At 65.9% G+C, this 16315-nt stretch carries 18 protein-coding genes; 11 read left to right on the top strand and 7 right to left on the bottom strand.

Annotated features, from left to right (window positions below):
* Positions 1-35 precede the first annotated feature (35 nt).
* Positions 36-1172, top strand: coding sequence for an AI-2E family transporter (locus tag I6F38_RS02660; RefSeq protein WP_225158958.1), 1137 nt, complete (start codon positions 36-38; stop codon positions 1170-1172).
* Positions 1173-1179: 7 nt separating this feature from the next.
* On the opposite strand, the gene I6F38_RS02655 is transcribed toward I6F38_RS02660, so the two are convergent.
* From I6F38_RS02655 to I6F38_RS02635, 5 genes are all read right to left on the bottom strand, one after another.
* The gene (locus I6F38_RS02655; RefSeq protein ID WP_225159053.1) at positions 1180-1416 is read right to left on the bottom strand and encodes a hypothetical protein; all 237 of its coding nucleotides are present in this window, start codon (positions 1414-1416) and stop codon (positions 1180-1182) included.
* 44 nt (positions 1417-1460) lie between these two features.
* The gene (locus tag I6F38_RS02650; protein ID WP_225158957.1) at positions 1461-2678 is read right to left on the bottom strand and encodes a GGDEF domain-containing protein; all 1218 of its coding nucleotides are present in this window, start codon (positions 2676-2678) and stop codon (positions 1461-1463) included.
* A gap of 249 nt (positions 2679-2927) precedes the next feature.
* A complete protein-coding gene (rpsI, locus tag I6F38_RS02645; protein WP_028333930.1) occupies positions 2928-3404 on the bottom strand; it encodes a 30S ribosomal protein S9 in 477 nt (158 codons plus the stop codon).
* Positions 3404-3868, bottom strand: a complete 465-nt coding sequence (rplM, locus tag I6F38_RS02640; RefSeq protein WP_016840522.1) for a 50S ribosomal protein L13 — start codon at positions 3866-3868, stop codon at positions 3404-3406. Before rplM ends, rpsI begins: the two co-directional genes overlap by 1 nt.
* Positions 3869-4020: 152 nt before the next feature.
* The gene (locus I6F38_RS02635) at positions 4021-4449 is read right to left on the bottom strand and encodes a PaaI family thioesterase (RefSeq protein WP_028340177.1); all 429 of its coding nucleotides are present in this window, start codon (positions 4447-4449) and stop codon (positions 4021-4023) included.
* 70 nt (positions 4450-4519) lie between these two features.
* On the opposite strand from I6F38_RS02635, the gene I6F38_RS02630 reads away from it, so the two are divergent.
* From I6F38_RS02630 to nadC, 8 genes are all read left to right on the top strand, one after another.
* Positions 4520-5347, top strand: coding sequence for an enoyl-CoA hydratase (locus I6F38_RS02630; protein ID WP_225158956.1), 828 nt, complete (start codon positions 4520-4522; stop codon positions 5345-5347).
* 106 nt (positions 5348-5453) lie between these two features.
* Positions 5454-6038, top strand: coding sequence for a CoA-binding protein (locus I6F38_RS02625; RefSeq protein WP_092077894.1), 585 nt, complete (start codon positions 5454-5456; stop codon positions 6036-6038).
* 144 nt (positions 6039-6182) lie between these two features.
* A complete protein-coding gene (locus I6F38_RS02620) occupies positions 6183-7463 on the top strand; it encodes an O-acetylhomoserine aminocarboxypropyltransferase (protein ID WP_141342882.1) in 1281 nt (426 codons plus the stop codon).
* Between the two features lie 157 nt (positions 7464-7620).
* Positions 7621-8028 (top strand): hypothetical protein, encoded by a 408-nt coding sequence (locus I6F38_RS02615; protein ID WP_225158955.1) that lies wholly within the window; start codon positions 7621-7623, stop codon positions 8026-8028.
* 14 nt (positions 8029-8042) lie between these two features.
* A complete protein-coding gene (locus I6F38_RS02610) occupies positions 8043-8999 on the top strand; it encodes a hypothetical protein (RefSeq protein ID WP_225158954.1) in 957 nt (318 codons plus the stop codon).
* A gap of 54 nt (positions 9000-9053) precedes the next feature.
* The gene (nadA, locus tag I6F38_RS02605; protein WP_225158953.1) at positions 9054-10040 is read left to right on the top strand and encodes a quinolinate synthase NadA; all 987 of its coding nucleotides are present in this window, start codon (positions 9054-9056) and stop codon (positions 10038-10040) included.
* On the top strand, positions 10037-11587 hold the full coding sequence (locus tag I6F38_RS02600; protein WP_225158952.1) for an L-aspartate oxidase: 1551 nt from the start codon (positions 10037-10039) through the stop codon (positions 11585-11587). The genes nadA and I6F38_RS02600 overlap by 4 nt, the downstream gene beginning before the upstream one ends.
* The gene (gene nadC, locus I6F38_RS02595; RefSeq protein WP_225158951.1) at positions 11584-12435 is read left to right on the top strand and encodes a carboxylating nicotinate-nucleotide diphosphorylase; all 852 of its coding nucleotides are present in this window, start codon (positions 11584-11586) and stop codon (positions 12433-12435) included. Before I6F38_RS02600 ends, nadC begins: the two co-directional genes overlap by 4 nt.
* Before the next feature lie 4 nt (positions 12436-12439).
* Here nadC and I6F38_RS02590 read toward each other — a convergent pair whose 3' ends face one another.
* The gene (locus I6F38_RS02590) at positions 12440-13525 is read right to left on the bottom strand and encodes a COX15/CtaA family protein (protein ID WP_225158950.1); all 1086 of its coding nucleotides are present in this window, start codon (positions 13523-13525) and stop codon (positions 12440-12442) included.
* Between the two features lie 191 nt (positions 13526-13716).
* Here I6F38_RS02590 and I6F38_RS02585 point away from each other — a divergent pair, with 191 nt between their 5' ends.
* Entirely contained in the window at positions 13717-13926 is a 210-nt protein-coding gene (locus I6F38_RS02585; RefSeq protein ID WP_016844954.1) for a DUF2842 domain-containing protein, read from the top strand.
* On the opposite strand, the gene I6F38_RS02580 is transcribed toward I6F38_RS02585, so the two are convergent.
* Positions 13923-14951, bottom strand: a complete 1029-nt coding sequence (locus tag I6F38_RS02580) for a polysaccharide deacetylase family protein (protein WP_225158949.1) — start codon at positions 14949-14951, stop codon at positions 13923-13925. The two genes, I6F38_RS02585 and I6F38_RS02580, sit on opposite strands and share 4 nt — an antisense overlap.
* Positions 14952-15120: 169 nt before the next feature.
* Between I6F38_RS02580 and I6F38_RS02575 the strand changes: the two genes are divergently transcribed.
* Positions 15121-16314, top strand: a complete 1194-nt coding sequence (locus tag I6F38_RS02575) for a GNAT family N-acetyltransferase (protein ID WP_225158948.1) — start codon at positions 15121-15123, stop codon at positions 16312-16314.
* Position 16315 lies beyond the last annotated feature (1 nt).

Genomic DNA, 16315 nt, shown 5'->3' with positions numbered 1-16315 from the left:
CTGCTCGAAACACCGTCGCGAAGGGGGAATCACCCGTGACAGACTCGGCTGACAATCGCCTTCAGGCCCGCAACGACTTGGCATGGGCGATCGCCGTCGGCGGCATCGGCGTGGTGCTGTTCGCCGCCCTGCTGACCTTCGCCTGGCATTTTGCCGCGACCCTGTTCCTGCTGTTCGCCGGCATGCTACTCGGAGTCGCCCTCAATGCCATGACCACCCTGCTCGGCCGGCTGACCAAGCTGCCCCACGCATTGCGGCTTGCGATCGTCTGCCTGGCGATGGCCGGGCTGTTGTCCGGCATCGTGTTCCTCGGCGGCACCACGATCGCGCAGCAGGCCACGGTGCTGAGCAACACGATCAAATCGCAGCTCGGCAGCGTCAAGGACTTCCTCGAACAGCACGGGGTCGACACCAGCTATCTCGATTTCACCAATGCCGCGGGCGAGGCAAAGGGCGAAGGCACCGCCGTGACGACGACAACAACGACGCCCCCATCGTCGCAGTCCCATGGCATCCCCGGCGCCGGCGCGCTGGCCTCAAGCGGCGGCGCCATCATCAGCCAGACGCTGAAGGTGCTACTCGGCACCGTCAGCGTCGTCGGCAACTTCTTCATCGTGCTGTTCCTCGGGCTCGCCTTCGCGGCCCAGCCCAGCATCTACCGCGCCGGGCTGTTGTTCATCGCGCCGGTCAAGTACCGCGCGCAGGCGACCATCATCGTCGACCGCATCGGCGAGACACTGGAGCGCTGGCTGATCGCGCAGATCATCACGATGACGGCGGTATTCCTCGTCACCTGGATCGGGCTTGCCATCATCGGCATTCCGAGCTCGTTCATCCTCGGCATCCAGGCCGGCCTGCTCGCCTTCATCCCGACGGTCGGCGCGATCCTCGGCGGGCTGATCGTGGTGCTCGCGAGCCTTGCGACCGGATGGGTCGCGGCGCTGTCGGCCTTCATCCTGTTCCTCGGCGTCCACGCGCTGGAAAGCTACGTGCTGACGCCGATTATCCAGCGCCAGGCGCTCGACATCCCTCCGGCCGCGCTGTTCGCGTTCCAGATCCTGCTCGGCGTCGTGTTCGGCATCTGGGGGCTGGCGCTGGCGCTGCCGCTGATGGCGATCGCCAAGGTGATGATCGACCACTTCAAGACGGAGGATCCGGCGCGGGCCGCGTGACCGCACGTCAGGAGAGCAGCAGCACCGTTCCCGCGACCATCAGCATCACGCCGGCCAGCATCACCATCGGCCAGCGACTCTTCGGCGGCTGGTATCGCCCGTGCGCGCGCCGTTCGGCGATCAGCGCGGTCTCGTATTCATGCGAGTCCGAGAACAGGCAGGCGAAACCGCTGCGCGCCGAAACCGCGTCGGCTTCGAGCGACATCAGGGCTGACTGAGGATTGCGGGTGCGGATCGACTCCATGCCCGAAAGCATGGGATCGAATGGTTAACCACTCGTTACCGCACTCATACCCGGACGCTCGCCGGCTTTTGCCGCGCCGAAGCCGGCAGGCCCGCGGTCTTGCGCCGCCAGTTCTCCAGCGAGAGCGGCAATTCCTCCGCCGCCTCGACGCGGTTGCGGCCGCCGCGCTTGGCCTGGTAGAGCGCGGTGTCGGCCGAGGCCAACAGCACCTCGAGCTCGGTGCCGGCGGGACCGCCTGCGACGCCGATGCTGACCGTGGTGTCGACCGCGCCTTCCTCGCAGGTGATGTTGCTGCTCTCGAAGGCTTCGCGCACGCGCTCGGCGACCAGCACACCTTCCTCCAGCGAGCACGGCAGCAGCGCCGCGAATTCCTCGCCGCCGATCCGGCCCGACAGATCGCTGATCCTGAGGCTGTTGACCACGACAGCGGAGAACAGCTTCAGGATCTCGTCACCGGCGGGATGGCCGAAGCGGTCGTTGATCGACTTGAAGTGATCGATGTCGAAGATCATCACGGTGACTGGCCGGCCGGCAATGGACTCGCGCTCGATCACCCGCGCGCAGGCCTCGGTGAAGCCGCGGCGGTTGAGCATGCCGCTCAGGGGGTCGATCGACGCGGCCGTCTTGTGCACGGCCACCGCGCGGTCCGACACCATCATGAAGATCACGAACACCGTGCCGATCGCGTACAGCACGAGTTCGATCGAAAACAGCGTGACCCAAAAGCTGGAGACGAAATTCTGGCCGTTCAATCGCAGCAGGTCGCCGACCAGGATCGGCAGCATCAGGACGCAGCCGTGCGCGACCGGGATGACGATCGCAAGCCAGCGCCGCTGCATCGCGCGGCGGCGCTCGCTCCACAGTTCGGAAGCGGTCAGCGCGGCGTAGATCGCGACGATCCCGGCGCCGATCGTCAGGCGCATCGCGGGATCCTCAACCGTTGTCACCGCCCCGATCCATGCGATCGGGCCGAGCACGAGGCCCAGCAGGTTGGCCTTGCGGCCGTGGAAAATGCGCGCAGCATTCCAGACCAGGCCGCAGGCGGCGAAGCCGATCGCATTGAGGCCCAGCAGAACCATCGGATCGAGCGTCGAACTGCCGACCGTCCAGACCGCGACCGAGGCCGCGCCGAGCAGATAGGCGGTGCCCCACCATTTCAGCGCGGAAATGTTCTCCTGCCTGCCGAACAACCACAGCATGGCGCCGAGCATGCCCGCGACCATGGTGGCGAACAAATAAAGTGTCGATGGATCGAACGACATAAACTCACCCCAGCCCGGTGTGATGCAACGTTCGCAGGCGCAAATAAATACGGTGATGCAGCGCCATTGCGAGCCCGCAAGCTAGAAGGTGCGAGTTCCAATTTCGTTTGCACGCACACGCAAGTTTTCATGAAAAACTGCGCTAATTCGCGCCGAAGCATCGCCGGTCGGACGCAGCAAAAAGGGCGCCTCGTGGCGCCCTCTGCAACTCGATGCCCGCGGCAATTGCCGCGAATTTTAGAACTCGAATTAGCGCTTCGAGAACTGGAAGGACTTGCGAGCCTTCGCCTTGCCGTACTTCTTGCGCTCGACCGAGCGGCTGTCGCGGGTCAGGAAGCCGCCCTTCTTGAGGACGCCGCGCAGCTCGGGCTCGAAGTTGGTCAGCGCCTTCGAGATGCCGTGGCGGACAGCACCGGCCTGGCCGGAGAGACCGCCGCCGGCGACGGTGCAGATCACGTCGTACTGGCCGTTACGGGCGGCAGCGACCAGCGGCTGCTGGATCATCATGCGCAGCACCGGGCGGGCGAAGTAGACTTCGAACTCGCGGGTGTTGACCGAGATCTTGCCGGAGCCCGGCTTGACCCAGACGCGGGCGACCGCGTCCTTGCGCTTGCCGGTGGCGTAGGCGCGATTGTACTTGTCGACCTTCTTGACGTATTTCGGCGCGTCGGGAGCGGCCGGCTTGACCTGCGAGAGCTGGTCGAGGGACTGCAACGTATCGGACATTATGCGGCCCTCGTGTTCTTGCGATTCAGGGAAGCGATATCGACCTTCTCGGGGCTCTGCGCTTCATGCGGATGATCGGCACCCGGATAGACGCGCAGATTGCCCATCTGCATGCGGCCGAGCGGACCGCGCGGGATCATGCGCTCGATCGCCTTCTCGACGACGCGCTCGGGGAAGCGACCCTCGAGGATCTGCTTCGCGGTGCGCTCCTTGATACCACCGATGAAGCCGGTGTGCTTGTAGTAGGTCTTCTGGTCGCGCTTGCGACCGGTCAGCACCACATGCGCGGCGTTGACGATGATGACGTTGTCGCCGCAATCGACATGCGGGGTGTAGGTGGGCAGGTGTTTGCCGCGCAGGCGCATCGCGACGAGCGTGGCGAGACGACCGACGACCAGACCCTTGGCGTCGATCACGACCCACTTCTTCGTCACTTCGGCGGGCTTGGCCGAGAACGTGCTCATGTGTGAAATCCGTGAAAAAGAAATCGGCGCCGTATGCGCCGAACTGGCAGCTTTCTAGAGAAGCCACGATCGCGCGTCAACGCCCCCGCGCTCAAATTACATCAGAAAAAACAATGGCTTGCAAATATGGTGCAATAATACCGTAGAAAAGCCTATTGATTTGGAATGGAATAGGTCGCCGTGACATGGGCGATGGGATCGGGAGACGAGCCGGACAGCAGGTTGACCTCGCCGACCGCGAGCCGCTTGCCGAGCTTGAGCAGCCTCGCCACCGCAAGCACGTCCTGCCCCGGCTGACCCTTGCGCAGGAAGTTGATGTTGAGGTTGGTGGTCACGGCAAGGCCAACCGGCCCGATCGCCGACAGCAGCACCACGTACATCGCGAAATCCGCCAGCCCCATCAGGGTCGGCCCGGACACCGTACCGCCCGGCCGCAGCATGCGCTCGCTGAAGCGCTGGCGCAGCAGGGCCGTCTCGCCGTCGGCGCTTTCGATCCGGACATCGTCGTGGACGAACGCCTGCGGGAATTCCCTCCGCAGGAACTCCTCCACGTCAGCCACGCTCATTTTCGCAGTCGCCATGCCGTCCCTGCCCTCGCTTCAGCCTGCCTGTTACATTAAGTTGTCACAGAGACCAAAGTGGAATTTCAGCATGTCCGCCCAAGCCGCCCGCGCCGAAGCGCCGCAACACCAGCCGATCCTACTGCGCGAGACCGTCGGCAGTATCGCGCTACTGACGCTCAATCGGCCCGGAGCGCGCAACAGCCTCTCCGAGGGCCTGATCGCCGAGCTGCACGCCGCCCTAAACGATGTCGGCGGCGACAAGCGCATCCGCGCCGTCGTGCTCGCCGCCAACGGCCCGGCGTTCTGCGCCGGCCACGACCTCAAGGAGCTCACCGCGCGCCGCAGCGATGCCGACCGCGGCCGCGCCTATTTCGCGCAAATCATGAACGCCTGCAGCGCGATGATGCAGGCCATCGTGGGGCTGCCGAAGCCGGTGGTGGCGTCCGTCCAGGGCATCGCCACTGCGGCCGGCTGCCAGCTCGTCGCAAGCTGCGACCTCGCGGTCGCCTCCGAAGCGGCCGCGTTCGCGACGCCGGGCGTCGACATCGGGCTGTTCTGCTCGACGCCGATGGTGGCGCTGTCGCGCAACGTGCCGCGCAAGCAGGCGATGGAGATGCTGCTGACCGGAGAGCCGGTCTCGGCGGCAACGGCGCAGGGCATCGGCCTCGTCAACCGCGTGGTATCCGCGGGCGCCGAACGCGACGCCGCGATCGCGCTGGCTGAGAAGGTTGCGCTGAAATCGGCCTACACCGTCAAGCTCGGCAAGGAGGCGTTCTATCACCAGGCCGAGATGAACCTCGCCGATGCCTATCGCTTCGCCGCCGAGGTGATGACCGAAAACATGATGGCGCGCGACGCCGAGGAAGGCATCGGTGCCTTCATCGAGAAGCGCGATCCGAAGTGGCAGGACAAGTGACGACCTGAGGTCGTCATTCCGGGATGGTGCATTAGCACCAGACCCGGAATCTCGAGATTCCGGGTTCTCGCTGCGCGGGCCCCGGAATGACAAACCCGGAAGAAAAATGAATCACGACGCCTACGACGACAACTACATCCGCAGCATTCTGAACAACGTCAAGACCATCGCGATGGTCGGCGCTTCGCCGGTCAATGTGCGGCCGAGCTATTTCGCGTTCAAATATCTGGCGCAGCGCGGCTACGACATGATCCCGGTCAACCCCGGCCATGTCGGCAAGACGCTGATGGGCAAGCCGTTCGTCGCCTCGCTTGCGGACATCGATCGGCCGATCGACATGATCGACATCTTCCGCAACTCAAGCCACATCATGCCCGTGGTCGAGGAGGCGCTGAAATTGTCGACGCCGCCGAAGGTGATCTGGATGCAGCTTGGCGCGCGCGACGATGCCGCTGCCGAGAAGGCGGAAGCCGCGGGCCTCAAGGTGGTGATGAACCGTTGCCCGAAGATCGAGTATGGCCGGCTGTCGTCGGAGATCTCGTGGATGGGTGTCAACTCGCGCACACTGAGTTCCAAACGCGCGCCGGTCCCGACGCAGGGCATGCGGCTGTCGCTCAACCGCACCAGCTTCGGCGGCGGACAGACCGCGGCATCCGACCGCGCGGCAAAGAACAAGACCGAGACGACCTGACGTCGCGGCGGAATAATCGCTGCGATCATCCGGTATAGCGCGGATGCCCCTCCAACTGGCGGTGTGCCCAACTCGCTTGACGGCGGACGCCGTCGCCATCAGCATGCCGCGCGTTTCGACCAGGCCACAACAGGATACTAAAGAATGACCGATCGCCTTCCGGGATTTTCCACCCTCGCCGTGCACGCCGGCGCGCAGCCTGATCCCACCACCGGCGCGCGGGCGACGCCGATCTACCAGACCACGTCATTCGTCTTCAACGACGCCGACCATGCGGCCTCGCTGTTCGGCCTGCAGGCATTCGGCAACATCTATACCCGCATCGGCAACCCGACCAATGCCGTGCTCGAGGAACGTGTCGCAGCCCTCGAAGGCGGCACCGCGGCGCTCGCCGTCGCTTCCGGTCACGCGGCGCAGGTCGTCGTGCTGCAGCAACTGCTGAAGCCCGGCGATGAGATCATCGCGGCACGCAAGCTCTATGGCGGCTCGATCAACCAGTTCACCCACGCCTTCAAGGCGTTCGGCTGGAATGTGGCCTGGGCCGACCCCGATGAGATCGAAAGCTTCGAGCGCGCGGTGACGCCGCACACCAAGGCGATCTTCATCGAGTCGATCGCCAACCCGGCAGGCAGCATCACCGATATCGAGGCGATCGCCGCCGTTGCGCGCAAGGCCGGCGTGCCGCTGATCGTCGACAACACGCTGGCCTCGCCCTATCTGATCAAGCCGATCGACCACGGCGCCGACATCGTCGTGCACTCGCTGACCAAGTTCCTCGGCGGTCACGGCAACTCGCTCGGCGGCATCATTGTCGATGCCGGCACCTTCGACTGGTCGAAGGACAACAAATACCCGATGCTGAGCGAGCCGCGCCCGGAATATCACGGCATCCGGATCCAGGAGACCTTCGGCAACTTCGCCTTCGCGATCGCCTGCCGCGTGCTCGGCCTGCGCGACCTCGGCCCCGCGCTGTCGCCGTTCAACGCCTTCATGATCCTGACCGGCATCGAGACGCTGCCGCTGCGCATGCAGAAGCACTGCGACAACGCCAAGGCGGTGGCGGAATTCCTCTCCACCCACCCCGCGGTCTCAGCAGTGAATTATGCCGGCCTGCCCGGCGACAGGTACAACGCCTTGCAGCGCAAATACGCGCCGAAAGGCGCCGGGGCGGTGTTCACCTTCAGCCTGAAGGGCGGCTATGACGCGGGCGTCAATCTGGTGTCGAACCTGCAGCTGTTCTCGCATCTCGCCAATGTCGGCGACACCCGCTCGCTGGTGATCCATCCGGCCTCCACCACCCACAGCCAGCTCGACGACGCCGCCAAGGTGAGGTCGGGCGCGGCGCCCGAGGTGGTGCGGCTTTCGATCGGCATCGAGGACAAGGAAGACCTGATCGCCGACCTCGACCAGGCCCTGCGTGCCTGATCCCGCAATTGTTCCGGAGCGGTGCGCCGCATCGCTCCGGCAACTTGCCCAAAGCGACCGACCTCCCGTTAACGCTTAATACCGACGGGCCTCTCGTTAACGTTCAATCCGGCTTAAAGTGGCAGTGATAGGCTCCGGATGATTCGGGAGACCATTGATGCTGCGCTGGACATTGCCGCTCGCGATCGCATTGTTTGCGATCCCGCCTGCTGAGGCCGCCGACGGCCCGGCCGTCGCCAAGAGCGCGACCGTCAAGGCCGCGCGCCAGCTGCCGGCGGGCCTGCCGCACCGGCATTACGCCTACCGCACCACGATCACATCGCCGACCTATGTGCGGCGCGGACGCCAGCTCGTGGTCGTCGAGCAGCCCGTGGTGATCCCGCTCAATTCCGAGCCGTATATCCCGTTCGTGCCCGGCGAACCGCTGCTGCCGGGGTCGTCGTCGCTGCCCGGCTATTACGGCAACTGGCACTCCTACAACTATTTCGGCCCGTACTACGGCGGCGCCTATGTGACCTATTGGGATCGCCTGCCCTACGCCTGCGGCGTCTACGGCTACTGCTAGCGCGGAACGATCGGGTGGCCAGATCGCCGCAGAAATCCAGCGCATCGGCTTCGGGGAACGCGGTGACCGCCGATCTCGTCGCGGTGCTGGTCGCCGTCACCGAGGGCACGCCGAAGATCATGACCATCGCCGGCGGCTCCGCGCTGCCGAGCGGCCCGTTCGAGTTCACCCATCGCTCGCTGCAGACCGCGCTGCGGGCCTGGGTCGAAGCGCAGACCGGCCACCCGCTCGGCTATGTCGAGCAGCTCTACACCTTTGCCGACCCTGGCCGCTCCGGCGACGCCAAGGGGCCGCACAGCGTCTCGATCAGCTATCTCGGCCTGACCCGCGAGGATCGTGTCGGCGAAGGCTTTGAGGCGCACTGGTCCGGCTGGTACGACTACTTCCCCTGGGAGGATCATCGCGCCGGCGCGCCGGCCTTCCTGGCGAAGACGATCGCGCCGAAGCTGAAAACGTGGGCGAAGGCGGCGCCGTCACCGACGCTGCAGCGCGAGCGCTGGCAGCGCTGCGCCATCACCTTCGGTCTCGACGATCGCGACTGGAACGAGGAGCTGGTGCTGCAACGCTATGAGCTGCTCTACGAGGCCGCGCTGATCCCGGAAGCCGGACGCGGGCATGGCCGCGAGACGCCGGTCGTGCCGGGCAAGCCGATGACGGCGGATCATCGCCGCATTCTCGCGACCGGGATCGCGCGGCTGCGCGCCAAGATCAAATACCGTCCGGTGGTATTCGAGCTGATGCCGGCCGAGTTCACTCTGCTGCAACTGCAACGCAGTGTTGAGGCGCTCGCAGGCCGGCTGGTCCACAAGCAGAACTTCCGCCGGCTGATCGAGCAGCAGGAACTCGTTGAAGAGACTGGCGCAATCGCCGCCGATACCGTCGGCCGGCCGGCCAAGCTATTCCGCTTCCGCCATGCCGTGCTGGCCGAACGGGCCGTCGCCGGCACCAAGCTCCCGCTTTCGCGCACTTGACACGCCTTATGCTCAGGATAAGTATAAGCCATCTTATGCTCACGGAGAGTATAAATGGTTGCACTCGATACCGATCTGCTCACCCGCACCGCGCCGCTCTATGAGCGCGTCAAGCGCGTCATCCCGCCGTTCGAATGGGCCACATTCGCCGAGGACGTCGATGCGATCCTCGCGCTGAAACGCCGCCGCAACGCGGTGGTGCTGGCGCATAATTACCAGACGCCGGAGATCTTCCACGGCGTCGCCGATATCGTCGGCGACAGCCTGTTGCTCGCGCGCGAAGCAACCAAGGTCGATGCCGATGTCATCGTGCTCGCTGGCGTGCACTTCATGGCCGAGACGGCGAAGCTGCTCAATCCGGCCAAGACCGTGCTGATCCCCGACCTCAAGGCCGGCTGCTCGCTGGCGGATTCCATCACGGCGCAGGACGTGCGGCTGATGCGCGCGCGCTACCCGGACGCCCCGGTCGTCGCCTATGTCAACACCTCGACCGCGGTGAAGGCCGAGTCCGACATCTGCTGCACCTCAGGCAATGCGCTGAAGGTGGTTGAATCGCTCGGCGCCGAGCGCGTCATCATGCTGCCTGATGAATATCTGGCGCAGAACATCGCCAAGCAAACCAGCAAGAAGATCATCGCCTGGAAGGGCCACTGCGAGGTGCACGAGCTGTTCACCGCCGATGACGTGCGCCAACTGCGCGAGGATCATCCCGATGTCACCATCCTGGCGCATCCGGAATGCCCGCCCGAGGTGGTCGCCGAAGCGGACTTCGCCGGTTCGACGGCCGCGATGCAGTCGTTCGTCGAGACCAAACGTCCGCCGCGCGTCGTGCTGCTGACGGAATGCTCGATGAGCGACAACATCGCTGCGCTAAATCCCGGTGTCGACTTCATCCGCCCCTGCAATCTCTGTCCGCACATGAAGCGGATCACGCTGAAGAACATCCGTCACGCGCTGGAGACCAACCAGCACGAGGTCACCATCGACCCCGCGATCGCAGATCGCGCGCGCAAGAGCGTCGAAAGGATGCTGGCGATATGAGCACCGATATCTCCGATCTCAACGGCCGCCCGGTGATCATCGGCGGCGGCGCCGCCGGGCTGATGACCGCGCTTCAGCTCGCCCCCGAGCCGGTCGTGCTGCTGTCGAAATCGCCGCTCGGCGCGGAAGCTTCCAGCATGTGGGCTCAGGGCGGCCTTGCGGCGCCGGTCGGCGCCGATGACAGCCCTGCCCTGCATCTCGCCGATACGCTCGCGGCCGGCGCCGGCCTTTGCGACGCGGCCGCCGCGAGCCGGATCGTCCACGCCGCGCCCGCCGCCGTCGAGCAGCTGGCGAGGCTCGGCGTCGCCTTCGACCGCCACGCCGACGGCAGCTGGCGCCTCGGGCTCGAGGCCGCACACCGCCGCAACCGCATCGTGCACGCCACCGGCGACGGTACCGGACGCGAGATCATGCGCGCGCTGATCGCGGCGGTCCGGCGCACACCATCGATCACATTGCTGGAAGGCGTCGAGGCGCGCCGGCTGATCATCGAGGACAATGCGGTCAGGGGCGTGCTTGCAGCCAACGCAAGCGGCGCGCCGACGATCGCAACCAACCGCGTCGTGATCGCAACCGGCGGCATCGGCGGGCTGTTCGCCGACAGCACCAATCCCGGCGGATGTTTCGGCCAGGGGCTCGCGCTTGCCGCACATGCCGGCGCAAAATTGTCGGACATCGAGTTCGTCCAGTTTCATCCGACCGCGTTCGACGGGCCGTCGCGCCCGATGCCGCTGCTGACCGAGGCGATCCGTGGCGATGGCGCGGTGTTGATCGACGAGACCGGCGAGCGCTTCATGGCCGATCAGCCCGGCGCCGAGCTGGCGCCACGCGACATCGTCGCGCGCGCCGTCTGGCGCCACCGCGCCGCGGGGCATCGCACCTTCCTCGACGCGCGCCAACATCCGGGCGCGGAGTTTGCGCAGCGCTATCCCGTGATCAGCGCGTTCTGCAAGATGGCCGGCATCGATCCCGCCCATGATCCGATCCCGATCCGGCCGGCGGTTCACTACCACATGGGCGGCATCACGGTTGACGGTTTTGGCCGCAGCACGGTGCAGGGCCTGTGGGCCTGCGGCGAGGCCGCGCGCACCGGGTTGCACGGCGCCAACCGGCTCGCCAGCAATTCGCTGATGGAAGCGATCGTCTGCGCGCGCTGGGTCGCCGAGAGCATCGAAAGCGTGAGTGCGGGCCCGCGCGCCATGCTGCGCGACGACGCGATGCCACAGGCTTCCGATCCCTCCGCCGTGCGACCGATCCTCACCCAGGGCCTCGGCTTCCTGCGCGACCGCGACGGGATCGCCCGCGCGATCCGCAGTCTCTATCGACTCGCATGCGGTCACAATGCGGCGTCCGACGCCGCATTGGTCGGATTGATGGTCGCGGTTGCCGCCATCCGGCGTGAGGAAAGCCGCGGCGGCCATTTCCGCAGCGATTTCCCGCACACTGCTGCGTCGGCCGTTCCGTCGTCCCTTACCCGCGCCGATGCGCTCGCCGCCGCGCGCGACATCGTCGAATCCATGCCATTCACCAGGAGTGCCCTGTCATGACCCTCAATCCCCTGTTGCCGCTGATCTATGAGCCGATCGTGCAGACCGCGCTACGCGAGGATCTCGGCCGCGCCGGCGATATCACCGCAGATGCCATCGTGCCGGCCGGCCAGGAGGCGCGGCTGGTGATGCGGGCGCGGCAGCCCGGCGTGATCGCCGGGCTCGATGTCGCGCGGTCAGCCTTCCAGACGGTGTCGCCGGCCATCACGCTGCGCGCCGAACGGCCCGACGGCAGCGCGGTCGAACCCGACCAGGTCATCGCGATCATCGACGGCCCGGCGCGCAGCCTGCTCACCGCCGAGCGGACCGCCCTCAACTTCCTCTGCCATCTGAGCGGTGTCGCCACTGCAACCGCCACGCTGGTCAAGGCCGTGGCGGGCACCCGCGCGCAGATCGTCTGCACCCGCAAGACCACGCCGGGACTGCGGGCGCTGGAGAAATACGCGGTGCGCGCCGGCGGCGGCGGCAACCATCGCTTCGGGCTGGATGACGCGGTGCTGATCAAGGACAACCACATCGCGCTCGCCGGCGGCATCCGCACCGCGATCGAACGCGCCAAGGCCAATGCCGGCCATCTCGTGAAGATCGAGGTCGAGGTCGACACGCTGTCGCAGCTCGAAGAGGCGCTGACGCTCGGCGTCGACGCGGTGCTGCTCGACAACATGACGACCGAGCAGCTCAGCCAGGCGGTCGACATGGCGCGCGGCAAGGCGATCACCGAAGCCTCCGGCCGCATCACCGCGGCGACGGCCGCGGCGATTGCCGCCACCGGCGTCGACCTGATCTCGGTCGGCTGGGTGACCCACAGCTCGGCCGCGCTCGATATCGGGCTCGACTATCTGTCCTGATCGATCAACCGGGCTGGCCGACCGCAACGAGGGTCGGCTGGTCCCGTTCGGTCCGGCGCGCGGCGAAGCGCTCGGCCTGCAGCACCGCGAGCGTCAGCACGACGATGGCGACCGCCTGGTGCGTCAGCGCCAGATCGATCGGCACCTGATGCAGCAGCGTCAGAATGCCGAGCGTCGCCTGCAGCGTGATCGCCGCGACCAGCCACCAGGCACCCGCGATGACAGCGCCGCCGGCGCGCGCGCGCATGGCATCGATCGCATGCGCGATCGCCAGCGCGAACAGCAGATAGGCGGTCATGCGATGTTCGAACTGCACCGTCAGCGTGTTGTCGAACAGATTGCGCCACCACGGTGTCTCGAACCAAAGCCGGTCAGCCGACGGAATGAAGCCGCCATCGATGTCGGGCCAGGTATTATAAACCCTGCCCGCGCGCAGCCCGGCTACCAGCGCGCCGAAATAGAGCTGCACGAAGGTCAGCACGAGCAGCACCGCGCTCGTGATCTTCAGCCTGAGCGGCGCGATCACGCTTGGGCGGTCGGTCAGGCGCCGCAGCGTCCAGACGATCGCCGCGAAGATCAGGAGCGCCAGCACAAGATGCGTCGCCAGCCGATACTGCGATACCTCGATGCGTTCCGAGAGGCCGGACGCGACCATCCACCAGCCGACGCCGCCCTGCAGCGCGCCGAGGCCGAAAATCACCCACAATCGCCGGCCGAGTTCGCCGCTCACCGCGCCGCGCCACAGGAAATACAGGAACGGCAGCAGATAGGCCGCGCCGATCACGCGGCCAAGCAGCCGGTGGCCCCACTCCCACCAGAAGATCGTCTTGAATTGCTCGAGCGTCATCCCGGCGTTGAGCTCGCGATATTGCGGGATCCTCTTGTAGCCCTCGAAAGCCTGGGTCCACTGCGCCTCGGTCAGCGGCGGCAGCGTGCCGGTCACCGGCTTCCATTCGACAATCGACAGGCCGGATTCGGTTAGCCGCGTGGCGCCGCCGACCAAGACCATCAGGGCGATCAGGGCGGCCACCACGACCAGCCATACCCTGACGGCGCGGAGCTGCGATGTCTTTGCGGAAATACCGGCCATTTCGCCCTGACTTGATTGGATTTTCGGGCCCCTTATAGTCCGCCGCGCCCGCGGCGCAAGCGCCGCCCGGGGCCTCGTTCCGATCAAGTCGGAAGGAAGCTCCAGAATGTTGTTTTGACGCGTTTTCTTTGCGCGAACCGGTGCCCGCTTCGCGCGAAAACGCCCTGGATCACGAGTCGTACATATCCGCCATGGCCATACGCACCCGCAAATTGCTCGGAACCATCTTCCTGCTCATCCTGGTGGTGGTGTGGTCGCTGCTTGGCATGACGGTCGCCCAGACGCCGTGGCTTGCCAATTCGGGGCTGCTGCAGGCGATCTTCTACGTCGTCGCCGGCCTCGGCTGGGTGCTGCCGGCGATGCCGATCGTCGCCTGGATGTCGCGGCCCGATCGAGCCTAAGTCACGTTCTGGTCGCGCGCGCTGCGCGTCGGCCGCACCGGCGCGAACATCACGCCCGACAGCAGCACCCGCATCATCCGCAATGAGCGCACGCGGCCGTCCCATCCGATGCGCGGCAGCGCGTGGAGATTGGTGCGCCCCTGCGCCTCGACGACCCCTGGTATGGTCGACACCGCGCTGGCAAAGTCGGCCTCCTCCGCCATCACGACATGCGGACGGCCGAACGCATCGCGGTCCCCGAACGGGAATGCGAAATGCCTGACCTGCCGCCCAAGCGCGCTCTCGGCCACCGCCTTGCCCATCGCCATCTCGCGCTGCGCGTCGGCATCCCTGAGGCTCGACAGCGCCGGATAGTTCACCGTGGCGCTGCCGAGCGTCACGTTCGGATCGGCGGCAAGCTTCGCCAGATCCTGCCAGTCGAGTGACGCATTGCGTGACAATTGGGCCGCATCGACCGAATAGCGCGTGGCGAGATCATTCAGCGCGTAGGACAGGTCCGACGGCGGCAGCTTGCGCAGCCAGCCGGAGAGGAAATCGAACAGCTCGTATTTGTCCGAGAGATTTGAAATCGCGAAGTGCCGCTCCCGGCCGTCGATCATCATGCTGATGCGGTTTTCGCGCGCGATGATGTCCTCCAGCACCAACCACCACACCACGCCGACGCCATCGGGAAAGGCCGTCGGGAGATAGAGCGCGAAGGAAACGCCGTGCCTGGCAAGCACCGGCCAGGCATGGGTGACGATGTCCTTGCTGGCGCCGTCAAAGGTCAGGCAGACAAAGCGCCGGCGCTCCGGCAAGGTCACCGCGCGGCGGCAAGCCTCGTCGATCCCGACGATGTCATACCGCCAGCGCCTCAACGCACGGATCGTGCGATCGAGGAAAGCCGGCGTGATCTCCTGGGACTTCAGCGGCTGAAACCGGCCGCGTCGCGCGGGACGAACGCGGGCGAAGCGCAGGATCACCCCGGCGCCGCCGCTCTCGCGTTCCCGCAGCTTGAAGGCGCCACTGAAATACGCGAGCTCCATTCGGGCCCGTCGTAAAATCCCGCTGTCCGGCGCCAAGATCCCCGTCCTTGTCAGGCGGTTCCCGCACACCGCCGCGGCATTGTCATTACTCTTTGTTGACATTTCCCTGCGAAGGTCGGCCCTAGCCGAGAACTGTAAATTAATACCTAAAAAAAATTTGGGTTCCGAGATGACCATGGCGGCGGCAATCGAAGGCCAGACGGCTGAGACGCAGGCGTGGCCGAACGCAATCCGCGTTGCCGGCGTCGACATCTTTCATGATCTCACCGCGGCCGAAGCGACCTGGCGCGGCTTCGAGACATCGCAGCACAGCTACACGCCCTATCAGCGGTTCGATTTCCTCGCCAGCTGGCAGCGCCAGGTCGGCGAGCGCGAGGGCCTACGGCCCTTCATCGTCGTCGCTCATGACAGCGAACGCCGGCCGCTGCTGCTGCTGCCGCTCGCAATCGAGTCCCGCCTCGGGGCGAACTGCGCGAGCTTCATGGGCGGCAAGCATACGACCTTCAACATGGCGCTGTGCGAGAAGGATTTCGCCGCCAATGCGACGGAAGCCGACATCGCGGCCCTGATCGGATCGATCGCCGAACGCTCCCGCGCCGATGCGCTCGCGCTCTGCCAGCAGCCGCTGCGCTGGCGGGATCTGCCGAATCCGCTGGCGCTGCTGCCGCATCAGGCTTCGGTCAACGACTGCCCGGTGCTGGCGATCGAGCCCGGCGCGGCACCGGCGGCGCTGGTCAGCAACTCGTTCCGCCGCCGCCTCAAGGGCAAGGAGCGCAAGCTGCAGGCGCTGCCCGGCTACCGCTATTATGTCGCGAGCGAGAGCGCCGATGTCTGCCGCCTGCTCGACTGGTTCTTCCGCGTCAAGCCGCAGCGCATGGCCGAGCAGAAGCTGCCGAACGTGTTCGCCGAGCCGGGCATCGAGCAGTTCATTCGTGCCACCTGCCTCGCTCCGCGCGCCGACGGCAACGGCTATGCGATCGACATCCACGCGCTGGAGTGCGACGAGGAAGTGATCGCGATCTTCGCCGGCGTGTCCGACGGTCATCGCTTCTCGATGATGTTCAACACCTACACGATGTCGGCCAATTCCAAGTTCAGCCCCGGCCTGATCCTGATGCGCGATATCATCGATCGCCATGCCGGCCTGAACTACCGCGCTCTCGATCTCGGCATCGGCTCGGACGAGTACAAGCGGCTGTTCTGCAAGGATGATGAAGCCGTCGTCGACAGCTTCGTTCCGCTCAGCCTGCGCGGCAAGCCGGCGGCCAGCGCGCTGTCGGCCATCAATCGCGCTAAGCGCGCCGTGAAGCAAAATCCGGCGCTGTTCGAGATTGCGCAGAACCTGCGCAGCATGTTCCGCTGAG

It is taken from the genome of Bradyrhizobium sp. BRP56, from assembly GCF_020194035.1.
In the GTDB taxonomy this organism is placed as follows: Bacteria; Pseudomonadota; Alphaproteobacteria; order Rhizobiales; family Xanthobacteraceae; genus Bradyrhizobium; species Bradyrhizobium australafricanum.
Note: the sequence above shows the minus strand (reverse complement) of the source record. Positions and strands in the feature narration are given on the sequence as shown.

Excerpts from the sequence above, each read along its gene's own strand:
- I6F38_RS02575 (WP_225158948.1), top strand. The coding sequence starts at position 15,121 with ATGACCATGGCGGCGGCAATCGAAGGCCAGACGGCTGAGACGCAGGCG.
- I6F38_RS02580 (WP_225158949.1), bottom strand. The coding sequence starts at position 14,951 with ATGGAGCTCGCGTATTTCAGTGGCGCCTTCAAGCTGCGGGAACGCGAG.
- rplM (WP_016840522.1), bottom strand. The coding sequence starts at position 3,868 with ATGAGCACGTTCTCGGCCAAGCCCGCCGAAGTGACGAAGAAGTGGGTC.
- I6F38_RS02615 (WP_225158955.1), top strand. The coding sequence starts at position 7,621 with ATGCTGCGCTGGACATTGCCGCTCGCGATCGCATTGTTTGCGATCCCG.
- I6F38_RS02620 (WP_141342882.1), top strand. The coding sequence starts at position 6,183 with ATGACCGATCGCCTTCCGGGATTTTCCACCCTCGCCGTGCACGCCGGC.
- I6F38_RS02630 (WP_225158956.1), top strand. The coding sequence starts at position 4,520 with ATGTCCGCCCAAGCCGCCCGCGCCGAAGCGCCGCAACACCAGCCGATC.
- I6F38_RS02650 (WP_225158957.1), bottom strand. The coding sequence starts at position 2,678 with ATGTCGTTCGATCCATCGACACTTTATTTGTTCGCCACCATGGTCGCG.
- nadC (WP_225158951.1), top strand. The coding sequence starts at position 11,584 with ATGACCCTCAATCCCCTGTTGCCGCTGATCTATGAGCCGATCGTGCAG.
- I6F38_RS02585 (WP_016844954.1), top strand. The coding sequence starts at position 13,717 with ATGGCCATACGCACCCGCAAATTGCTCGGAACCATCTTCCTGCTCATC.
- I6F38_RS02600 (WP_225158952.1), top strand. The coding sequence starts at position 10,037 with ATGAGCACCGATATCTCCGATCTCAACGGCCGCCCGGTGATCATCGGC.
- nadA (WP_225158953.1), top strand. The coding sequence starts at position 9,054 with ATGGTTGCACTCGATACCGATCTGCTCACCCGCACCGCGCCGCTCTAT.
- I6F38_RS02655 (WP_225159053.1), bottom strand. The coding sequence starts at position 1,416 with ATGGAGTCGATCCGCACCCGCAATCCTCAGTCAGCCCTGATGTCGCTC.
- I6F38_RS02625 (WP_092077894.1), top strand. The coding sequence starts at position 5,454 with ATGAATCACGACGCCTACGACGACAACTACATCCGCAGCATTCTGAAC.
- I6F38_RS02635 (WP_028340177.1), bottom strand. The coding sequence starts at position 4,449 with ATGGCGACTGCGAAAATGAGCGTGGCTGACGTGGAGGAGTTCCTGCGG.
- I6F38_RS02590 (WP_225158950.1), bottom strand. The coding sequence starts at position 13,525 with ATGGCCGGTATTTCCGCAAAGACATCGCAGCTCCGCGCCGTCAGGGTA.
- rpsI (WP_028333930.1), bottom strand. The coding sequence starts at position 3,404 with ATGTCCGATACGTTGCAGTCCCTCGACCAGCTCTCGCAGGTCAAGCCG.